Source organism: Kosakonia sp. PSU_27, assembly GCF_039409795.1.
Classification (GTDB): domain Bacteria; phylum Pseudomonadota; class Gammaproteobacteria; order Enterobacterales; family Enterobacteriaceae; genus Kosakonia.
Map to the genome: position 1 here is coordinate 375284 of NZ_JBCIVK010000006.1, position 18987 is coordinate 394270.

17 protein-coding genes are annotated in these 18987 nt (G+C 54.3%); 6 read left to right on the forward strand and 11 right to left on the reverse strand.

The window, feature by feature from the left end:
• Positions 1-15 precede the first annotated feature (15 nt).
• Genes AAIG26_RS17500 through AAIG26_RS17510 form a run of 3 tightly spaced genes read left to right on the forward strand, consistent with a single transcriptional unit; the run spans position 16 to position 6481 of the window.
• Positions 16-1965, forward strand: a complete 1950-nt coding sequence (locus AAIG26_RS17500; RefSeq protein ID WP_343181097.1) for a secretin N-terminal domain-containing protein — start codon at positions 16-18, stop codon at positions 1963-1965.
• A gap of 31 nt (positions 1966-1996) precedes the next feature.
• The gene (locus tag AAIG26_RS17505) at positions 1997-4108 is read left to right on the forward strand and encodes a hypothetical protein (protein ID WP_343181099.1); all 2112 of its coding nucleotides are present in this window, start codon (positions 1997-1999) and stop codon (positions 4106-4108) included.
• 51 nt (positions 4109-4159) lie between these two features.
• Positions 4160-6481 carry a hypothetical protein gene (locus tag AAIG26_RS17510; protein ID WP_343181100.1) on the forward strand — a complete coding sequence of 774 codons (2322 nt, stop codon included), beginning with the start codon at positions 4160-4162 and terminating at the stop codon, positions 6479-6481.
• Between the two features lie 52 nt (positions 6482-6533).
• Here AAIG26_RS17510 and AAIG26_RS17515 read toward each other — a convergent pair whose 3' ends face one another.
• The 5 genes from AAIG26_RS17515 to AAIG26_RS17535 are packed head-to-tail and all read right to left on the reverse strand — an operon-like array spanning position 6534 to position 9283.
• Positions 6534-7169 carry an HrpE/YscL family type III secretion apparatus protein gene (locus tag AAIG26_RS17515; protein ID WP_343181102.1) on the reverse strand — a complete coding sequence of 212 codons (636 nt, stop codon included), beginning with the start codon at positions 7167-7169 and terminating at the stop codon, positions 6534-6536.
• Positions 7153-7794: a hypothetical protein gene (locus tag AAIG26_RS17520; RefSeq protein WP_343181104.1), complete on the reverse strand. Its 642-nt coding sequence runs from the start codon at positions 7792-7794 to the stop codon at positions 7153-7155. Before AAIG26_RS17520 ends, AAIG26_RS17515 begins: the two co-directional genes overlap by 17 nt.
• On the reverse strand, positions 7760-8464 hold the full coding sequence (sctJ, locus tag AAIG26_RS17525) for a type III secretion inner membrane ring lipoprotein SctJ (protein WP_343181106.1): 705 nt from the start codon (positions 8462-8464) through the stop codon (positions 7760-7762). The genes AAIG26_RS17520 and sctJ overlap by 35 nt, the downstream gene beginning before the upstream one ends.
• A gap of 15 nt (positions 8465-8479) precedes the next feature.
• Positions 8480-9052, reverse strand: coding sequence for an EscI/YscI/HrpB family type III secretion system inner rod protein (locus tag AAIG26_RS17530; RefSeq protein WP_020455825.1), 573 nt, complete (start codon positions 9050-9052; stop codon positions 8480-8482).
• A gap of 42 nt (positions 9053-9094) precedes the next feature.
• Positions 9095-9283 carry an ATP-dependent helicase HrpA gene (locus AAIG26_RS17535; RefSeq protein WP_197539469.1) on the reverse strand — a complete coding sequence of 63 codons (189 nt, stop codon included), beginning with the start codon at positions 9281-9283 and terminating at the stop codon, positions 9095-9097.
• A gap of 211 nt (positions 9284-9494) precedes the next feature.
• Between AAIG26_RS17535 and AAIG26_RS17540 the strand changes: the two genes are divergently transcribed.
• Together AAIG26_RS17540 and emrD are read left to right on the forward strand one after the other, a co-directional pair.
• On the forward strand, positions 9495-10328 hold the full coding sequence (locus AAIG26_RS17540) for a DMT family transporter (RefSeq protein WP_020455827.1): 834 nt from the start codon (positions 9495-9497) through the stop codon (positions 10326-10328).
• A gap of 177 nt (positions 10329-10505) precedes the next feature.
• A complete protein-coding gene (gene emrD / locus AAIG26_RS17545) occupies positions 10506-11690 on the forward strand; it encodes a multidrug efflux MFS transporter EmrD (protein WP_343181108.1) in 1185 nt (394 codons plus the stop codon).
• On the opposite strand, the gene AAIG26_RS17550 is transcribed toward emrD, so the two are convergent.
• A complete protein-coding gene (locus tag AAIG26_RS17550) occupies positions 11593-12681 on the reverse strand; it encodes a cellulase family glycosylhydrolase (protein ID WP_343181110.1) in 1089 nt (362 codons plus the stop codon). The two genes, emrD and AAIG26_RS17550, sit on opposite strands and share 98 nt — an antisense overlap.
• A gap of 161 nt (positions 12682-12842) precedes the next feature.
• Between AAIG26_RS17550 and dsdA the strand changes: the two genes are divergently transcribed.
• Complete coding sequence (gene dsdA / locus AAIG26_RS17555; RefSeq protein WP_343181112.1) at positions 12843-14159, forward strand: D-serine ammonia-lyase; 1317 nt, start codon at positions 12843-12845, stop codon at positions 14157-14159.
• Between the two features lies 1 nt (position 14160).
• On the opposite strand, the gene AAIG26_RS17560 is transcribed toward dsdA, so the two are convergent.
• From AAIG26_RS17560 to AAIG26_RS17580, 5 genes are all read right to left on the reverse strand, one after another.
• Positions 14161-15141, reverse strand: a complete 981-nt coding sequence (locus AAIG26_RS17560) for a radical SAM protein (RefSeq protein ID WP_343181114.1) — start codon at positions 15139-15141, stop codon at positions 14161-14163.
• Positions 15142-15229: 88 nt separating this feature from the next.
• A complete protein-coding gene (locus AAIG26_RS17565) occupies positions 15230-15580 on the reverse strand; it encodes a DUF202 domain-containing protein (RefSeq protein ID WP_160268346.1) in 351 nt (116 codons plus the stop codon).
• Positions 15570-15917: a DUF202 domain-containing protein gene (locus tag AAIG26_RS17570; RefSeq protein WP_020455833.1), complete on the reverse strand. Its 348-nt coding sequence runs from the start codon at positions 15915-15917 to the stop codon at positions 15570-15572. The genes AAIG26_RS17565 and AAIG26_RS17570 overlap by 11 nt, the downstream gene beginning before the upstream one ends.
• A gap of 105 nt (positions 15918-16022) precedes the next feature.
• Positions 16023-17345 (reverse strand): 6-phospho-alpha-glucosidase, encoded by a 1323-nt coding sequence (locus AAIG26_RS17575; protein WP_020455834.1) that lies wholly within the window; start codon positions 17343-17345, stop codon positions 16023-16025.
• Positions 17342-18961 carry an alpha-glucoside-specific PTS transporter subunit IIBC gene (locus AAIG26_RS17580; protein ID WP_045507343.1) on the reverse strand — a complete coding sequence of 540 codons (1620 nt, stop codon included), beginning with the start codon at positions 18959-18961 and terminating at the stop codon, positions 17342-17344. Before AAIG26_RS17580 ends, AAIG26_RS17575 begins: the two co-directional genes overlap by 4 nt.
• Positions 18962-18987: the final 26 nt, after the last annotated feature.

Below are 18987 nucleotides of genomic sequence, written 5' to 3' on the forward strand. Positions count from 1 at the left end.
TAACAGGTGACATGTATGAAATGCTACTGGCGTATTTTTTATTCACCTCTTTCGCATTGCGCCAGATTATTTAAACGCTGCGCAACACTAACCCTGATATTATTAACAGCTTTTATACATCAACACGCCGTGGCGGCTGTGCCCGCCATATTAAACAGTAGTGAATTCTCGTATCAAAACACCCCAGCGCCGTTAAATAAAGTGCTGGAGGATTTTGCTCATGCATTTTCGCTACGCCTGGTTATAGATCCAAAAATTTCGGCAGCGGTAAAGAATAAACTACGCGCTAATACGGCTCAGCAGTTTATTGAACGCCTGGCGCTTGAATATAATTTACAGTGGTTTATTTTCGAGGATAAATTATACGTTAGCAGTAAAACAGATCAGCACTCGCTAAAGATTAAAGTGTCTGGCGAGTCGATTGATAGTCTTAAAAAGGCGTTAACGGATATAGGTCTGCTGGATAAGCGATTTGGCTGGGGAGAACTGCCGGAGAGCGCTGAAATATTGGTAAGTGGCCCAACCGAATATGTGAACCTCATAAAAATGTTTGCCGAACAGCCTGATGCCAGTAAAAACAAAGGGGGCGCATTTGAAACCATGTTCTTTCCTTTGCGTTTCGCTGAAGCGGCCGATATCCGGGTTGAATATCAAAATGAACTGATCACCATTCCGGGGGTTGGCACAATATTATCGGAGCTATTAGATGCAAACAAATCCTCGCCCCAGCTTCAGCGCTACAATTACCCGGCTGCGCTTGAGGCGGGTGAAAGCAAAAATCCATTTAATAACCGCTTAGGCGCTTCGTTTTCAGCGCTGACTGACCGCATTTCACTGGCACCTGCACTGCCTGCATCCAGCGATGACAAACCGAAAATCGTGGTCAGTACACGCAGCAATGCCATCCTCATTCAGGACAACCCCGCCAAAAGGAGTGAGTATGCGCAGCTCATTGAAAAGCTCGATGTTCCGCTGAGATCGGTCGCCATCGATACCCTCGTTATCGACGTGGATAACCGCCAGGTTCTTAACACCGGCATGCAGGAAAAACGTTTAAGCCGCCGAGGCAGCGTTTACGATGAGGTTATTAACGGCAACAAATCTGTTCTTAACGCCCAGGAGATGAAAAAATTTCAGGCTGAAATTCAAAGGATTGTCGAACAAGGCGGCGCGTCGTTAACCGCTCGCCCTTCACTGATAACAATGGAGAATTTTCCCGCAGTCTTTAATTTTAGTAATCAAAACCGACCAGCAACAAAAGATGATCCGCTCTCTACTGCGTCCAACGGTACGGTGTTGCAAATCACGCCCCGTGTTATCGCCAGTGACAAACAGCAAGCGTTGCAGATTAAAGTCAATATGTATAACAAAGGGACAACGCCAGCGCCTGAAGATAATAACAAGACGGGCAATCTCAGCACGCTGGTAACAGTCGATGAGGGTGATTCGTTAATTATTGGCGGTTTATCGGTCCATGAAAAAAAGAACACCACCTTCAACTTACGGGAAAGTGAAAATCGGCAACGGTTTATTATCATTACGCCGAAGATAATTCAAAAAGATGCGAGTAAAGGAAAAGCCAGCGCAAAGAAAACCACATCAGAATATGGCGGTTCGTTTTCCAAAAAAATGTATAAGCAGATCTTCGATGATATTACCAGGTTATCCAGTGGCACTATTTCACCCGCTACATCGCCAGCTATCGATGATATAACCATCGAAGATGTGTGCGATATTCACTGGCCACTGACCGTGCTGGCTGGAAACGTTAAATCGCTGGCAACGCAGGAATATACTATCTCTTCATCATTAATAAAAAACGCAGGTCAGCAGTCGATTGTATTTCATGATACCGATTGTGATAACGATGAAAATCTCATGATCGTCCCTTACCCCAACGCACCTATATCACCTGGTGCTTATATCGAAGTTTATATCGCCAGAAAGAACGAAGCACAGAAATAACCTCGCTCAAAGATCGTGAAGGAGCCCTACAATGAAAATTAACCCATTAACCCCTGCCATTATTAATACGCCGCTGGAAAACAGACAAGATCCTGGTATTGCGAAACGGGACCGCCGGGATATTCCCACCGGCTCGTTATATACCGGCCCGCAAAACAATAACGACGACCGCCCTGTCCGCCCCGATGCCCGCTCGCTGATCTTTACTCCCGACCCGCGCGGCGAAGGATATCCCTCCATTGAGAAACAGATTGCCGGGCAGATGATCCGCCAGCGCGAAGGGCAGACCGGCGAATCCGGCTTTACCGCCTCCTACGGCGCGCCCTACGAGGCAAGAAAATCCCTCCTCGCTTACGGCCTGTCGGCGGCGGGCGTTCACGATCCGGCCAGCCTGCCCGATAGCGGGCATACCCAGACGACAGCGCTGCTGGACGAAGTGCGCGGGCAGTATGCCGCCTCTCCGCTGGCGCATTATGACGCGCAGGGCCACACACGCACGCCTTCCCTGCTGGTGGCGGCGGCGCGGGATTTTTTCGACCAGCAGATCAATACCGGCGCACAGTACAAAACCAACACCCACGACGATGTTCCGGGCCTGGAAGGCAAACCGCTGGCGCAGTACAGCGACCGCGATAAAGTGCAGTCGCTGCGCCATTTTGCCGGACAGCCGCTGCGCACCGAACAGAATGAACCCACTAACACTGAGCTGGTGATGAAAGATATCGGCGCGCTGCTGATGCTCGACGGCATTGCTGCAGAAGCGGGCGCCATGGCGGAGTTTTTCACTGAAAAAGCGATGACCACGGAAGGCCGGAGCGCGCTGGCCACGCTGCGCAACGCCCCTGAGCAGGCGGCTGCCGGGGAAGCCGGTGCGGCAATGGCCGGCGCAACCGGTACAGAGATGGCAGTGGCCGGTGAAGCCAGGGCAGCCGCCGCCGGAGCCGCTAAGGGAGCACTGGCAGGGGAAACCACGGCGGCAGAGAGCGCAGCGGCCGGAGAAACCGGAACGGCGGCAGTAAACCGGCTGCGTCCTTCGCTGGCGGGTGATATCAGCCAGTATGCGGTGAAGGATGGCGAGGCGCTGCTCAACGGGAGCCGCGCCAGCGCCGGGGGCATTCATCAGGTGAAGGATGCGGCAGGAAATGACCGCTGGCTGCTGCGCTACCGCGATGGAACAGGTGACAGCAGGGTGTACGAAGTCGGGCAGGATTTCCGCCCAGGCGAAGGGCGGGCGCGCATTATCGACCCGCAGACCCGCCAGCCGGTGCTGACAGTGCAGTCGGGCAACGGCGAGTGGCAGCGCAGCGCATTGCCCGGCGGGGTCCAGCCGCGCACCAACACCGAACCGCAAACCAGCCTTGCTGCGACCGCCGGAACATCCGGCAGCAGTACGCTTTCCTCTGCCCGCCAGGAAAAATTTTCCCCGGTCAGCGAAGAGCTTCGCGAACTTTATATGAGGCCTGATGAGGGGCAATATCGGGCCAGAACAGCAAAAGAGAAAGCAACCGATGAAAAAATCCTGCTGGATTTGAATTCGGTAAAAAACAGGCAGGAATCAGCTATTCTTGCGGAATATATAGAAGGGGGAGATGGCACTTACCGCACAATAAATAATCATCTGCGGCATATTAGCCCTTCAGCCGAAGGGGAAACACTGGCAACAGAATTAAAAGCAGCCGTAGCTAAACTGACGGATTATAATGCACCGGCATATCGGGCGGCGACAGTGCCCGCGGGGACGTACGGTAATAAAATAAAAGTCAACGATGTGGTGACCGACGCCGGATTTATGTCCGCATCCGCATTACCGCAGAACTCAATAAACTGGCTTGAGACCTGGACTGGACAATTTGAAAAGCAATCTACTGACAAGGTGCTTTTTATTTTAGATCATACCACGCCGAAAAAAATGGCTGCCGGAGGAATGCTCCCGGACCATATTTTAGTTAACCCTAACACGCCGTTAAAAGTTAAAGAGATTCACGCCATCGAAGGAAATGCATCACGCGATCCCATCACTATTGTCAGATTGAAAGATGCAGAACACCCTTTCAGGCATGATATTAAGAATATTTTTTCCGGAAATATTGAATTACCCGCCGTCGAAGTACCATTCCTGAAAAAAGTAGGTCTCCGTCATTAATTTGACGGCCTGAAGTACGACATCTTTTTTATTTGTGCAAAAGAGGTGGTTATGAAAATCGATTCTGTATCCGTTCCTGTTTTTCCCCAGCCGTTTATCCGCGAGGAAACCTCCGCCAAAAACAAACGTGAAATCCCCACCGGCTCGTTATATACCGGCCCGCAAAACAACAATGATGACCGCCCTGTCCGCCCCGATGCCCGCTCGCTGATCTTTACTCCCGACCCGCGCGGCAAAGGGTATCCCTCCATTGAGAAACAGATTGCCGGGCAGATGATCCGCCAGCGCGAAGGGCAGACTGGCGAATCCGGCTTTACCGCCTCCTACGGCGCGCCCTACGAGGCAAGAAAATCCCTCCTCGCTTACGGCCTGTCGGCGGCGGGCATTCACGATCCGGCCAGCCTGCCCGATAACGGGCATACCCAGACGACAGCGCTGCTGGACAAAGTGCGCGAACAGTATGCCGCCTTCCCGCAGACGCACTATGACGCGCAGGGCAACACGCGTACACCGTCCCTGCTGGCGGCGGCGGCGCGGGATTTTTTCGACCAGCAGATCAATACCGGCGCACAGTACAAAACCAACACCCACGACGACGTTCCGGGTCTGGAAGGCAAACCGCTGGCGCAGTACAGCGACCGCGATAAAGTGCAGTCGCTGCGCCATTTTGCCGGGCAGCCGCTGCGCACCGAACAGAATGAACCCACTAACACTGAACTGGTGATGAAAGATATCGGCGCGCTGCTGATGCTCGACGGCATTGTCGCAGAAGCGGGCGCCATGGCGGAGTTTTTCACTGAAAAAGCGGTGACCACGGAAGGCCGGAGCGCGCTGGCCACGCTGCGCAACGCCCCTGAGCAGGCGGCTGCCGGGGAAGCCGGTGCGGCAATGGCTGGCGCAACCGGTACAGAGATGGCAGTGGCCGGTGAAGCCAGGGCAGCCGCCGCCGGAGCCGCTAAGGGAGCACTGGCAGGGGAAACCACGGCGGCAGCGGCCGGAGAAACCGGAACGGCGGCGGTGAACCGGCTGCGTCCTTCGCTGGCGGGTGATATCAGCCAGTACGCGGTGAAGGATGGCGAGGCGTTGCTCAACGGGAGCCGCGCCAGCGCCGGTGGCATTCATCAGGTGAAGGACGCGGCCGGAAATGACCGCTGGCTGCTGCGCTACCGCGATGGAACAGGTGACAGCAGGGTGTACGAAGTCGGGCAGGATTTCCGCCCAGGCGAAGGGCGGGCGCGCATTATCGACCCGCAGACCCGACAGCCGGTGCTGACGGTGCAGTCGGGCAACGGCGAGTGGCAGCGCAGCGCGTTACCCGGCGGGGTACAGCCGCAAGCCGGCCAGCCATTGAATGCGCCAGCAGGCAAAATGTATAGTAATCCTCGTGCGGATCTTCCCGAACAGCCGCTCGACCTCAGTATCTCCCGGCCAGCATCACTATCGCGTCCAGCGCCGATGGACGTTGATTCACAGCCAGGCCCTTCGACAGCACTCGACACAGCAGAAACGGAACACCCTCTTGATCTGAGCCTGCCCCGCCGCTTACCGGATGGCCGATCGCCGGAAAACAGCCTGCCACCCACGCCCGGCACGCCCATATTCACACCGGCGAGCAGCCGTGCGCCAACACCTGTTACCCCCTTCTCACCAGCCATGTCAGAAGGTTATTCCGCAACAGGCCTCCCGCGCACGCCAGGCGCTTCCCTGTTTGGCTCAGAAAACCGAAGTTCACCCCTTTCCAGGCCGTTAACACCAGGCGCGGAAAGTGAGTTATCGGCCACCGAAATGCGATCAGGAAACAGTTCAGGGAGGAGCACCCCATCATCCGTCGCAACCTCCGGCGCCGGGTACACGCCTTACGCCGACGATGCGATTAATTTCAACCCCTGGGCAGATAACGTTCAACTGCCACCAGGAAGCTATCTGAACGATCGCGGCTACATTGAGAGAAGGGATTTTAATAAATTGTACCGTGTTGAGCAGGCAGATCGGGTCGACCGGCGTGGCGATCCGCAGAATGTTGGTTTCAGGGACGGAAATTACTTTGCCGGTGTTGAGAAGATGATGTCCGGCCCGGTGGTATTCGTTGCACGAACCCGGGAGGGAGCAGAACGTTTTGGTCGGGGCGAGCTGAACAATGGTTTTCATCTGTATGAAATTGATGCGCAGGGCATACCCGGTGTCTCACTTCGGGAAAATATTGAACACAATGAACAATATATGGAGCTAGCAAACACCATGCAGCCAGGATATGTCGCTGGTCTGCGCAGCGTCAATCAGCTGGAAAGGTTTGGCGATTACGCCTGGTCATTCGATGAGGTGCATCTGGCCAACGACCAGGTCACGCCGGATAAAATAACCAAAATCTATTAACCCCCGCAAAGAAACGGCGCCATTACCGCCACGTCATGGCGCCGCAATGACTTTACTCTCCCCGTTCGGTTTCATTTGCTCCCCTGGTGGTCGCCGCGCTTTCCGTTATGGCAGAAAGGAAACTGTCGGTGAAGGTCTGCCAACCGATCGTATATTTCCCGTGAGGGCTTTTCAGGCACAATTCGTCTTTGGCCTGCCGGGGATCACTTACCAGCGTCCAGGGCGTATCGCCGTGCGCATTTAAAAATTGTTCGGCCTGCTCATATTGCCGTGGATTAACCATTAACATTGCCGCGCGATTAACTTCAGGATGCTTTTGCAACTGTTTGAGAAGTGCTTGTATACGTGCCTTTGCGGGCTCTTTGTCAAATGCGAGGCGCAGCGCCTGGGTAAGCAACTGTTTTGCACACCCGACCGTCTGTTTACGCATCTCTTCCCGCTCTTTTTGCCAGTCATTCAGTAACACCTGTGCCTGTTTCCATAGCGTCTTCGACACCTCTTCATACGCCTGATGGCGAATCCGCTCTGCCGCTAATTGCGCATGTTTTATCGTCTCTCTGGCGCGCAGATTGGCAATGTCGCACGCCTGCTGCGCGACAAAAAAGTTCGCTATCTCTTCCCTACGCAGCACCGGTTGTTGCACAACAGAAGCCCCGGCGAGCAGATTAATTTTATGCACCGTTAACATGGCCGTTTTCCCGTGGGCGTTCGCGCTGTATCCAGGCGATAACCGCCATCCACAGCATGGAGAGTTTATGCGCTGTGACAGGGATGACTGGCTGGCGCTCGACCTCTTCGACTTTTTCTTTCGGCAGAGAAAAACGCATTCGCGACCAGACAGGCTCACCCACCCAACTGCGAAGCAGGATGATTCCGGTAATGTCCGGATCGGGAGAGAGAGGCGGCGTCCACAGCCCCGGTTTTAACCCCATAGCCAACCGGCGACACCATTGCAAAGCACCTGAAGACATAACACGATAGACCGATTGTGGATGATCCACGCAGACACAAAAAAGGGCTTCAAATAATAAAACGCGCTGGTGTTGTAATAGCTCAATGACGTTAATAACCGCCTCTGTTGGCTCAGGAATGGCCGCAGGTTTGACGCCAAAAAGGCTATCAATCCAGTGTCTTTGATGTGCTTCAGCATGAGCGATAACCGCATGAATAAGGTGCAACTCTTCCGGCAACGGCCAACTGTGATGACGTTTATGACGCCAGCCATCGCGCCACCAGTGAATCCATCGCAGCATGAAAATCCCTTTAATAAAATTGGTTTTATTTTTTCTGTATAAAGAAATAAAACGACGCAAGTAAACAGAGGCAACCCAGAAGATATAATATCATGGTGTTTGGTTTTTTATTTTCCGGCGCAACATCTTGCGTTTTATATTCTGTGGTAGGAATAAAAGAAATAGACAATTTTTTATCATCGGCATCAACCATTCCCGGAATACTGCTCAGCGCCATCCGCCTAATAACAGGCTGTAATTTTTCCACATCAATATCCCGATTATATTTAATAAACACCGCTGCTGAGGCGGGTTGTATTGGCTCACCCGCTGAGATACGTTCCGGCAGGACAATATGCACTCTGGCCATAATGACGCCATCTATTTGTGATAACGTAAACTCGAGTTCCTGAGACAGGGCATAAATATAACGAACGCGTTCTTCAAGCGGTGAAGAAATCATCCCTTCCTTTCGAAAAACATCTCCCAGGCTAACATAGCTCTGGGAGGGCAATCCTGCGGAATGTAATATTTTCACAGCTTCAGGAAGATCGGACATGGCTATCGAAACGGAATAACCCGTTTTATCCGACTGCTTCGCGGCGTCAATACCTTTGTCCTTGAGTTCGGCAACGATGGCGTTAGCCGCTGGCTCAGCAAGCCCCTGATATAACGCCAGTTCACCCTGGCACCCGCAGAGGAAGGTAACCATGAGTAACAGGGCGATGGCGTTAATTGCTCTTATTAACATAATGGGTTTTTATCGTTACTGGAGGTTTGTCATTCGCTCCACGCTGTTGGTCATTTTGCTGATCATTTTCGAGACAAACTGATTATTTAAATAATAGTTTGACATCGAACGGTTGGCTTTCAGCAGATCATAAGGATTATTGCTACCGGAAGCCGCTTTTAAATCCCGTCCCGCCTGTCTGGAGAGCTTTTCTAACATATCAGATAACTGACGCAGGATAGATTTCGTATCGGTAATGCAATCATTTCGGTCATTGCCCGGCCGATGGTGATTATTTGCACCGGAGCAGTTATTCCCATTATTGCCAGGTCGATTGCAACTATTCCAGTTATTATCAGGGCGGTGGCCACCATCCCAGTTATTATTTGGCTTATGACAATTATTCCAGTTGTTGTTGGGTTTATTGCAGTGATTCCAGTCGTTATTGGGTTTATTACAGTTTTTGCCATCGTCAGGTTTACAGCAGGTATTATTATTTTCAGGCGGTTTAGGGGCAGAACCACAGCGCGTTAACACGTTGTTGTTTTGCTGAAAAACAACCTGTGGGTTGCTCACCATATTTAAAGCTGCTCTGGTAATAAAACACATAGAATACTCCTTTATCGCACAGCGCTATTGTAGAGATGCCATTTAATATTGAATGGCTTTACCCGCCTGCTGCATTGAGTTTTGCGCTTTCGTTGATGAATCGATCAACGAACTGGTAATACCGTTAATGGTATCGGTGATCATTTTGGCTGACTGCGCCTGGGCGTTCATCATGGTTGTTGCAGCGGAAACCATATCCAGTTGTCCCATGGAAGCTAAAGACGCTCCCATTGAAGCTCCTCCGGCCATAACGTTTTCTCCTTATTGATGAGTAGTGACTTTGGGGTTGCTACGATTTATTGGTGGCGCTTTTTAATAAAACTGTTCACTTTTCGCGGGACGTTTTATGGGCATAACGCGCCATTTGCGAAGGTCTGGCTAGCTGGCTTCCATTGCGCTCATCGTGTTACATTTTGGTGACATTCCACCCACGTGTGCCGCTATGACCCTCTCTGTGTTTTGCATCCTGCTGTTCGCCGCGCTGCTGCATGCCAGCTGGAACGCGATAGTGAAAGCGGGCAGCGACAAGCTCTATTCGGCCATTGCCGTCAGCGGTTCCGCCGCATTAATCGCGCTGGTTTTACTACCTTTTTCTCCGCAGCCGACTCTCGCCAGCGCGCCTTATCTCATTGCCAGTTGCGCCTTACAGGTGATCTACACGGTGCTGGTCGCCAAAACCTATCAGGTGGCGGATATGAGCCAGACCTACCCGCTGATGCGCGGCACCGCGCCGCTGCTGGTGGCGATAATCAGCGTGCTGTGGCTTGGCGATTCGCTCTCCAGTGTGGCTTGGGGTGGGATTGCGGTGATCTGTCTGTCGATTCTCGGCATGGCGTTCAATGGCCGCAGTCAGTCGCGTAAAGGTATCTGGCTGGCGTTACTCAACTCCTGCTTTATCGCCGGTTACACGCTGGTGGATGGCACCGGTGTGCGCCTCGCCGGTTCGGCGCTCGGCTACACACTGTGGACATTCTTTATGAATGGCTTCTGCCTGCTGCTGTGGGCGATGCTGGCGCGCCGACAAGAGGTGACACGTTATCTGGCGGTAAACTGGAAAAAGGGATTGCCCGGCGGTATCGGCACGATGGGTTCCTATGGGCTGGCGCTGTGGGCCATGACACAAGCGCCGCTGGCGGTGGTGGCGGCACTGCGTGAAACCTCGATTCTCTTCGGCGCCCTGCTGGCTTTTTTGTTGCTGAATGAGAAGGTCGCCGGACTGCGAATCGTCGCGGCCTGCGGTATCGCCGTCGGGGCAATTTTACTGCGTCTTTCATAAGACAAACTGGCAACAAAAGTTGCCGAAAATCGTTTACAAAACCTGCCTGGCGCAGCATTGCCATTGCTGTGCCGCATAGTGGTTCTGTCATCTGACTGTGCTAGATTTCTCCCGCATAAAGGCTGAATTGCAGCCATATATTCTTTATTTCCTCATTTTCTTAAAGTAATCATCGAGATGAAAAGGCAAAGAAACGTCAATTTGTTGTTGATGCTGGTACTGCTGGTCGCTGTCGGGCAGATGGCACAGACAATCTACATACCAGCCATCGCTGATATGGCGCGAGATCTTAATGTGCGTGAAGGCGCGGTGCAGAGCGTCATGGCCGCCTATTTGCTGACCTATGGCGTCTCGCAGCTTTTTTATGGCCCACTGGCGGACAGAATTGGACGTCGGCCGGTGATCCTCGCCGGGATGAGCATTTTTATGCTGGCGACGCTGATTGCTATCTCCACACACAGCCTGGCGGTGTTAATTCTGGCCAGCGCCTTGCAGGGCATTGGTACCGGCGTCGGCGGCGTGATGGCGCGAACCCTGCCGCGTGATCTTTACGCGGGTACAGAGCTGCGCCACGCCAACAGCCTGCTGAACATGGGGATTCTGGTCAGCCCGTTACTGGCTCCGCTGATTGGCGGCGTGCTGAACACGCTGGTGAACTGGCGCGCCTGCTTTATTTTCCTGCTGGCGCTGTGTGCCTTCGTCACCTACAGCATGGCGCGCTGGATGCCGGAAACCCGCCCAACGGACGCGCCGCGCATCCGGCTTATCGCCAGCTATAAAACGCTGTTCGGCAGCGGCGCGTTTAACTGCTATCTGCTGATGTTGATTGGCGGTCTGGCGGGAATTGCGGTGTTTGAAGCCTGTTCCGGCGTATTGATGGGTGGCGTGCTTGGCCTCAACAGCATGACGGTCAGTGTGCTGTTTATCCTGCCAATTCCGGCAGCGTTTTTCGGCGCATGGTTTGCCGGACGGCAGAATAAGCGCTTCACCACGTTAATGTGGCAGTCGGTGATTAGCTGCCTGGCGGCCGGTATTCTGATGTGGATCCCCGGTTTGCTGGGCGTGATGAACATCTGGACGCTGGTGGTTCCCGCTGCGCTGTTCTTCTTTGGTGCCGGGATGTTGTTCCCGCTGGCAACCAGCGGTGCGATGGAGCCGTTCCCGTTTCTCGCCGGAACGGCGGGGGCGCTGGTCGGTGGCTTGCAGAATATCGGTTCCGGCGGGCTGGCGTGGCTTTCGTCACAACTACCGCAGAACAGCCAGTTTAGCCTTGGGATGCTGATGACGCTGGCCGGGCTTTTGATCCTGCTGTGCTGGCTGCCGTTGGCGTCGCGTTTTGCTCGCCACGAACCGGCGATTTAATCTCATGATGGCCCGACTTCGCGTCGGGCTTGCAACAATCTGGCGCGATCATCACCTTCAGTAACGGCTCCGGCGCGGGTCGCCATGCGCCCTCTTCACCGTCATAAAATTGCGTATCGGTGTTAATGGCGTACGGGATTTTCACCTTGTTCAGTTCGCAAGCCATAAAACGGGCAAACGCCAGCTGCGACTCGGTTGGCGCGCTTTTCATTGACTCGCCGACTGCCCAACCGCCAACCCAACTGGCATGGCCCGTTTTCTGCTGCCAGCGCACAGCGGTGTTGATGCGGGCGCGAATGACGGCTTTCTCCGCCGCCGTGCCGGATGTCCACGGGTATTTGCCATTCGCTTTTAGCGGCCCCCAGGGAAAGATGTGCCATTCGGCGAGCAGGAAGTTCTGACTATGCGGCGGCAGCTTCAGCGAGGGCAGATCTTCAGGTGCGGCACGCATCCGCGGCGCGATAAAAATCATGCGCTGCGGATCGATATCATGCAGCGTTCTGACGACATTTTCATAGGCGCGATTTAGCGCAGAAAGATCGTGGTTAAGTTTATCGGCCGGTTCATAAATTACATCAAAACCGAGCGTCGGGTGGTCAGTGCCAAAAAAGGTGCCGACGGTTTTCCACCACACCACCAGTTGCGCTTCGTTTTTTGCGTCGGGATCGGCTTTAAAGCTATCGGCCTGATAAGCAATAATCGGAATGACGCCATACGCTTCACAGGCTTCCACCAGTTTTCGCAGATGGATCAGGCGTGCTTCGGTCATATTATCAGCAACGCGAATACGCACATGGCGGATGCCCGCCTCGTAGAAATCACGCACTACCAGCGGGTCAAACTCACGGATTCCCCTGTCGGTACGCGCCCAGTCGACATCCATCCCCACACCCAGCTGCTGCGCGTAATGCGCCGCTGTCAGCGGAGTATCAGCGGCAAACGCAGAGGTTCCCGCCAGCAGCATAGCAACAGCAATCAGTGGCTTTAACACAGTTAACCTTGTGAAAATTGGGGGCGAATACATGTATTTAGCATGCTTTACGCCACAACGTGTAGCGGCAAAACGTAATAAATTCTCACCACGTCTGCACACTTGCACCGACGGCGTATTCCTGTTTTCTTTAACCATCCGCTTTCGATGATGAAGAACCGATGAAAAACGCCGACCTCCAGAAGCTCATCCAGCACGACCCGCTAGTGCAACGCCTGATTGATTTGCAAGAAACGCACTGGTTTAACCCTAATACTACCTCGGTTGCCGAGGCTTTGCCGCATGTTGGTCTGACACCGCAAGATGTGAGCGATGCGCACGCCCGCCTGACACGCTTTGCGCCTTTTATTGCGCGGGCGTTTCCAGAAACCGCGGCCAGCGGCGGCATCATTGAATCCGACGTAGTGCCGATCCCGGCAATGCAGCGCCGTCTGGGGCAAAGCATCACCGGTGAGCTGTGGCTGAAAAAAGACAGCCACTTGCCGATTTCTGGCTCAATCAAAGCGCGCGGCGGCATTTATGAGGTGCTGACCCACGCAGAAAAACTGGCTTTCGCCGCCGGGTTGCTGACGCCGCAAGACGATTACAGCCGCCTGCTCTCGCCTGAATTCACCCGCTTTTTTAGCCAGTACAGTATCGCCGTCGGTTCGACCGGTAACCTCGGGCTGTCGATTGGCATTATCAGTGCGCGCCTCGGTTTTCGCGTAACAGTACATATGTCTGCCGATGCCCGCGCCTGGAAAAAAGCGCTGCTGCGCAGCCACGGGGTGAACGTGGTGGAGTATGCCGAAGATTACGGTGTTGCCGTTGAGCAAGGCCGCCGCGCGGCGCAGGCGGACGCGAACTGCTTTTTTATTGATGATGAAAACTCCCGCACGCTGTTCCTCGGGTATGCGGTCGCCGGGCAACGGCTAAAAGAGCAGTTCGCCCGTATCGGTAAAGTGGTCGATAAAGACCATCCGCTGTTTGTCTATCTCCCTTGCGGCGTTGGCGGCGGCCCTGGCGGTGTGGCGTTCGGCCTGAAGCTGGCGTTTGGCGATGATGTCCACTGTATATTTGCCGAACCGACGCATTCACCGTGCATGCTGCTTGGCGTGTACACCGGCCTGCATGATGGCATTGCGGTGCAGGATTTAGGCATTGATAACCAGACCGCCGCCGATGGGCTGGCCGTCGGGCGCGCGTCGGGTTTTGTTGGCCGCGCGATGGAACGCCTGCTGGACGGTTTTTATACCGTCGATGACCAGACGCTTTATAACCTGCTGGGATTACTGGCGCAGGAAGAGAACATTTTGCTGGAACCGTCGGCGCTGGCGGGCATGCCGGGTCCGAAACAGATCAGTGAAGAGCGCGATTACCATCAGCTTCACGGCTTTAGCCAGACGCAACTGGCGCAGGCCACCCACCTGGTGTGGGCAACAGGCGGCGGCATGGTGCCCGCAGAGGAGATGGCGCGCTATCTGGCGAAAGCGCGCTAATTTAGCAATGCTGCAAAAAGGCGCATAACGACATCGGGGAGTGCCGCTGTTTGCGCAGGTCACGCATCACCCGCATATAAGGCCCGGAATAGCTAAAGAAGTGGTAATAGCCGTCACACAGCGCGCTTTTGCCCTGTACAACGCGATGTTTCGGGCAATCGCCCTGGCAAAATGGCAGCATATCGCAGCGGCGACACGCCTCGCTAAGCAGACTGGTTTGATGCGGCTCGCCCGTCGCTGCGTCATCGCTGGCATTCACCGTGATAATCGGATTGCCCAAATGGTTATCGGAGTAAACCGACGCGGTATCGCCGTTCGCATGCGGCGCAAACGTGCGATCGCGGGTTTCGCTACAGGAACACAGGTGTAACGGATAGCCGCTCCAGACATCGAGTGTTTCGTCAAAGAGCGGGATATAAACCCGACCAATATCTTCACGCACCCAGTAGTCAAATACGGTGGTCAGAAAATGGCCCCACGCCGCTGCGCTCACTGATTCCGGCGTTAAATGTCCCTGCGGATCTTGCTCCACCAGCGGAACAAAGTGCACAAAGGGCGTGCCGAGAGCACGCAGAGAAAGGTACAGATGCAGCGGCTGCTGGCTGTTGCGGTGGTTGACGACACAGTTAACACTGAATGCCACGCTATGTTTCGCCAGCCATTGAACAGCATTTAGCGCGTGCTGGTGTGAGGACTGATCGCTGCGGTTAACGTGACGGATATCTTGCGCCACGGCAGGGACGTTCATAGAGAGACTCACCCGCCAGCCGTGCTCGTGAAAGAAACGGCACAACTCATCATCAAGCGAACTGCCGTCCGTATGGAAGGTGTTTTCGATACGTTTTTTAGCGTACCGCTTTTGCAGCGCAACGATGCGGCGGAAAAAATCCAAACCGCCCTCTTGCCAGGCAAAAGGCACACTAGCAGCGGAGTGGGTAGCGATCTGCTGGCGAATAAACGTCCGCAAAGCGGCATCATCCATTCTCTTTTGCGGCTGTGTTCCCATGTCAGTACAGCGGCGACAACGGGCGGGCCTGGCCATAACGTGGCAGCCTGGCATGCGGTGTTCCTCAGAAAATCAGGAGTAATTGTCGGATATGCGTTACAGCAAACAGTAATGCGAGGGAAAGCACCGCGAGGGAGATCAACAATTTGTCACGAACCGCGCCGGATAAGACGAAATCACTTTTATTCACATCCATTAAGATACGTTTATGTGTGTAGCGCCAGAGCAGAAGCGCCACGCACAGCAGCACTCCCAGCGAGATCCAAAACGGCAGCCCCGAATGCTGCCAGTTATGCCTGACCGCCAGCGCCATCAACGCACCGTAGCCGAACAATGTGCGCAGCCACGCCAGCGACGTGCGTTCCGGCTGCAGGCCGGGGTCCGCTTCGCGGCGCGCTTTGCGGTTATCCGCCATAGAACACCAGCACCATCACCACCAGCGCAACCGCCAGCAGAATAACGCTTATCACCAGCAGGGCACGGGTGTAAGGCAAATCCTCTTTCAGGCGCATCGCTTTTTCATTGCCCAGCCAGCGCAGATAGCCATACAACGCCAGCCCGCCTGCGAAGAGACACAGCAGCAACGCCAGCACTTCGCGAATCAGCGGCGTGGCAAATTCCGGCGCTAACTGATCCAGACCCACACCGGCCGCCAGAAAACCAAGCGCCGTGCGGATCCACGCAAGAAAAGTACGTTCGTTCGCCAGCGAGAAACGATAGTCCGGCGCCTGGCCAACGCGGGAAATTTTCATCAGGGCTCCTTGTTGGTGTACTGGTCAACAAAGTAGCGGATACGGTGAATTTTTTCGACACGTTTCATATTTGGACCGGCATCCTGACGATGCCGGTCGCGGGGATTAATGCAACTCAGGCCAGAACGCTTTATTGGCTTCGACTAAATCATCCAGAATGGCTTTGGCGACAGAAGCGCTCGGAACTGTTTTGGACAAGGTTATCGCCTGCCACAACTTCTGATAAGAGCGCTGTTCCCAGGCATCGACTACCAGTTTTTCCACGGCAACCTGCTGGCTCATCAGCCCCTTCTGGAAATGGGGGATATCGCCAACCGTGAGCGGTTGCGGGCCGTTTTTACCCACCAGGCAAGGGATCTCCACCATCGCGTCAGCATCAAAGTTATGGATCGCGCCGTTGTTCGGCACAATCAGCAGCATCCGTTCCTGGGTGTTAAAGGCGATGGCGGTTGCCAGATCGACGATGTACGACGCATGTTCGTCGATTTCCAGCTCACCTGCCGATGATTTTCCCGCTTCGATAATGGCGCGACAGGAACCAAACACCTGTTTTTCACGGTGATCCATCACTTCATTAGCGCGGGTACGCTCAGGATTGGAGTGCGCCACCACATAATCCGGGAACAAGTAATACTTCAGATAGGTGTTCGGCATCGTATCCGGGTCAAGCGCCTGCACATCTTTCGCTTTGGCGAAGGTATCGTTCCAGCTTGCTTCGGTGTGCTCATCTTTCGCCGGAGGAACATAGCCATTTTTCGCCACATATTCGCGTAATTTCGGCATTAAATCGTTGCCGTCCAAATCTTCAATCGATGTCCACCAGCCAAAGTGGTTCAGCCCGTAATAGCGCACCCGCATCTGTTTACGATCTTGCAGGCCCACAATCTGCGCCATGCGCCCTTCAATGCCGATGGGCATATCGCAGATATTAAGGATTTTTGCCTGCGGACGCAGGCGGCGCGTCGCTTCCGCCACGATTGCCGCCGGGTTGGAGTAGTTCAGCATCCAGGCATTCGGGGAGTATTTTTCCATATAGTCCACCAGCTCCAGTACGCCACCAATCGAGCGCATACCGTAGGCAATACCGCCTGGGCCACAGGTTTCCTGGCCGACAACGCCGTGGCGCAACGGGATTTTTTCATCCTGTTCACGCATCGGATATTTGCCTACGCGGATATGCGCCATCACAAAATCGACATCGCTAAAGGCGGTTTTTGGATCGGTGGTGTAACTGAATTCAATATCCGGTGCCTGCTCCCGCAGGATGATTTTGCAGGCCTCGGCGATGGTTTCCTGGCGCGCGCCATCGTTGTCATAAAACTTCAGCGCCCGCAGCGGAAAGCGATCGCGATTAGCCAGCAGCATTAAAACGATACCCGGCGTAAAGGTGCTGCCGCCACCGGCAATAACAACGGAGAATTTTTTCATGATACAGCCTCTGTCATGGTAGATGGTTCAGGGGATAAAGGGGTTTTCATTAACGATTCGATTTGGTCGCGTACTTGCGGGACATGCAGCCCGACAATCACCTGGATGGCGTTGCCGCGCCGGACCACGCCGTGCGCGCCAAGCGCTTTAAAGACGTCATCGCTTTGTGTTTTCGCCATATCGACCAGCGCGATACGCAGCCGGGTGGCACAGTTATTCACGCTTTCAATATTTGCGCTGCCACCCAGTGCCTGCAGGAAACCAGCTGCCTGGCCGAGCTGGGTATTCGCTGCCGCTGCCGTGGTTTGCCCGCGCGCGGCTTTGTAATCGGCTTTGCTGTAGAGTTTGATTTCGCTCTCTTCCCGGCCTGGGGTTTTCAGGTTAAAGCGCACAATCAATGTGCGGAAAACCACGAAGTAGAGCGCGGTAAAGCACAGGCCAATAGCGATTTGGGTGAATACCATCGCCGCATGGTTATGGAACATCGGGATCCAGTTTTGCGGCAGGAACTGGTCAAGCAGCCCGCCCCCCATATTGCCGACTACGCCAAAGCTGTACATCACCGTCGCCATGGAGGCGGCGAGTACCGCGTGAATAGCGAACAGCAGCGGCGAGATAAACAGGAAGGTAAATTCCAGCGGTTCGGTGATCCCTACCAGTACAGCAGTGAGCGTGGCGGGGATCAGCAGACCGGCAACTTTGACGCGGTTTTCCGGCGCGGCGGTGTACCACAATGCCAGCGCGATACCGACAGAACCGAAGACTTTCGAGTTACCGTGCAGCGCAAATCCGCCTTCCGGGAACAGAGCTTTCAGCGGCTCGGTGCTCTGGCTGAATTCTTGTAAGTGCTGCGCCCAGTAAACCTGGATGCCACCTTCCACTGCCGCCGGGCCGAAGATAAACGGACCATAGACAAAATGGTGCAACCCGGTCGGGATCAGAATGCGTTCGAGGAAGGTATACACCCATACGCCCAGCGCACCGGCAGAGCGTAAAAAAGCCTGTAAGGATTCAATGCCCAACTGCACTTTCGGCCAGCCGAGCAGGGTTAACCACGCGCAGGGGATCATCACCAGAAAGGCGATAATCACCACAAACGACGTGCCCTGAAAAATCCCCAGAAAGACCGGTAACGGCTTTTCAAAAAAACGGTTATGGATGGCGGTCACAATGCCGGAAATCACGATCGCGCCAATAATGCTGGTATCGAGCGTTTTAATCCCGGCGATCAGTGTCAGACCGCTACCGGCCGTCGGCTCTGCGGAGAAATCCACGCCAAAGAAGTGACCCCAGGTCATTCCCATCGCGTTAATAAAGTAGTTCCAGGTTAAAAAGCTGATCAGTACCGCGAGGCAGGCACGTCCCTGCGCTTGTTTTGCCAGGCCAATCGGTAAACCAACGGCAAACAGCAGCGGCATATTACGAAACACGGTCCAGCCGCCTTCTTCGATAATGTGCACAATCTGCGCGAAAAGGTTATCGGGTGCGGTTAATGCTTCACCGACGAAAAGCGGATTGCGCAGCATAATGGCGATACCCACCACCATGCCCGCGAAGGGAAAAAGCAGCACTGGGGTAAACATTGCGCCGCCGAAACGTTGTATTTGACTGAGCATAGTTAAATCCTCATGAAACAACCTGT

Excerpts from the sequence above, each read along its gene's own strand:
- AAIG26_RS17500 (WP_343181097.1), top strand. The coding sequence starts at position 16 with ATGAAATGCTACTGGCGTATTTTTTATTCACCTCTTTCGCATTGCGCC.
- AAIG26_RS17505 (WP_343181099.1), top strand. The coding sequence starts at position 1,997 with ATGAAAATTAACCCATTAACCCCTGCCATTATTAATACGCCGCTGGAA.
- AAIG26_RS17510 (WP_343181100.1), top strand. The coding sequence starts at position 4,160 with ATGAAAATCGATTCTGTATCCGTTCCTGTTTTTCCCCAGCCGTTTATC.
- AAIG26_RS17515 (WP_343181102.1), bottom strand. The coding sequence starts at position 7,169 with ATGTTAACGGTGCATAAAATTAATCTGCTCGCCGGGGCTTCTGTTGTG.
- sctJ (WP_343181106.1), bottom strand. The coding sequence starts at position 8,464 with ATGTTAATAAGAGCAATTAACGCCATCGCCCTGTTACTCATGGTTACC.
- AAIG26_RS17530 (WP_020455825.1), bottom strand. The coding sequence starts at position 9,052 with ATGTGTTTTATTACCAGAGCAGCTTTAAATATGGTGAGCAACCCACAG.
- AAIG26_RS17535 (WP_197539469.1), bottom strand. The coding sequence starts at position 9,283 with ATGGGAGCGTCTTTAGCTTCCATGGGACAACTGGATATGGTTTCCGCT.
- AAIG26_RS17540 (WP_020455827.1), top strand. The coding sequence starts at position 9,495 with ATGACCCTCTCTGTGTTTTGCATCCTGCTGTTCGCCGCGCTGCTGCAT.
- emrD (WP_343181108.1), top strand. The coding sequence starts at position 10,506 with ATGAAAAGGCAAAGAAACGTCAATTTGTTGTTGATGCTGGTACTGCTG.
- dsdA (WP_343181112.1), top strand. The coding sequence starts at position 12,843 with ATGAAAAACGCCGACCTCCAGAAGCTCATCCAGCACGACCCGCTAGTG.
- AAIG26_RS17560 (WP_343181114.1), bottom strand. The coding sequence starts at position 15,141 with ATGGATGATGCCGCTTTGCGGACGTTTATTCGCCAGCAGATCGCTACC.
- AAIG26_RS17565 (WP_160268346.1), bottom strand. The coding sequence starts at position 15,580 with ATGGCGGATAACCGCAAAGCGCGCCGCGAAGCGGACCCCGGCCTGCAG.
- AAIG26_RS17570 (WP_020455833.1), bottom strand. The coding sequence starts at position 15,917 with ATGAAAATTTCCCGCGTTGGCCAGGCGCCGGACTATCGTTTCTCGCTG.
- AAIG26_RS17575 (WP_020455834.1), bottom strand. The coding sequence starts at position 17,345 with ATGAAAAAATTCTCCGTTGTTATTGCCGGTGGCGGCAGCACCTTTACG.
- AAIG26_RS17580 (WP_045507343.1), bottom strand. The coding sequence starts at position 18,961 with ATGCTCAGTCAAATACAACGTTTCGGCGGCGCAATGTTTACCCCAGTG.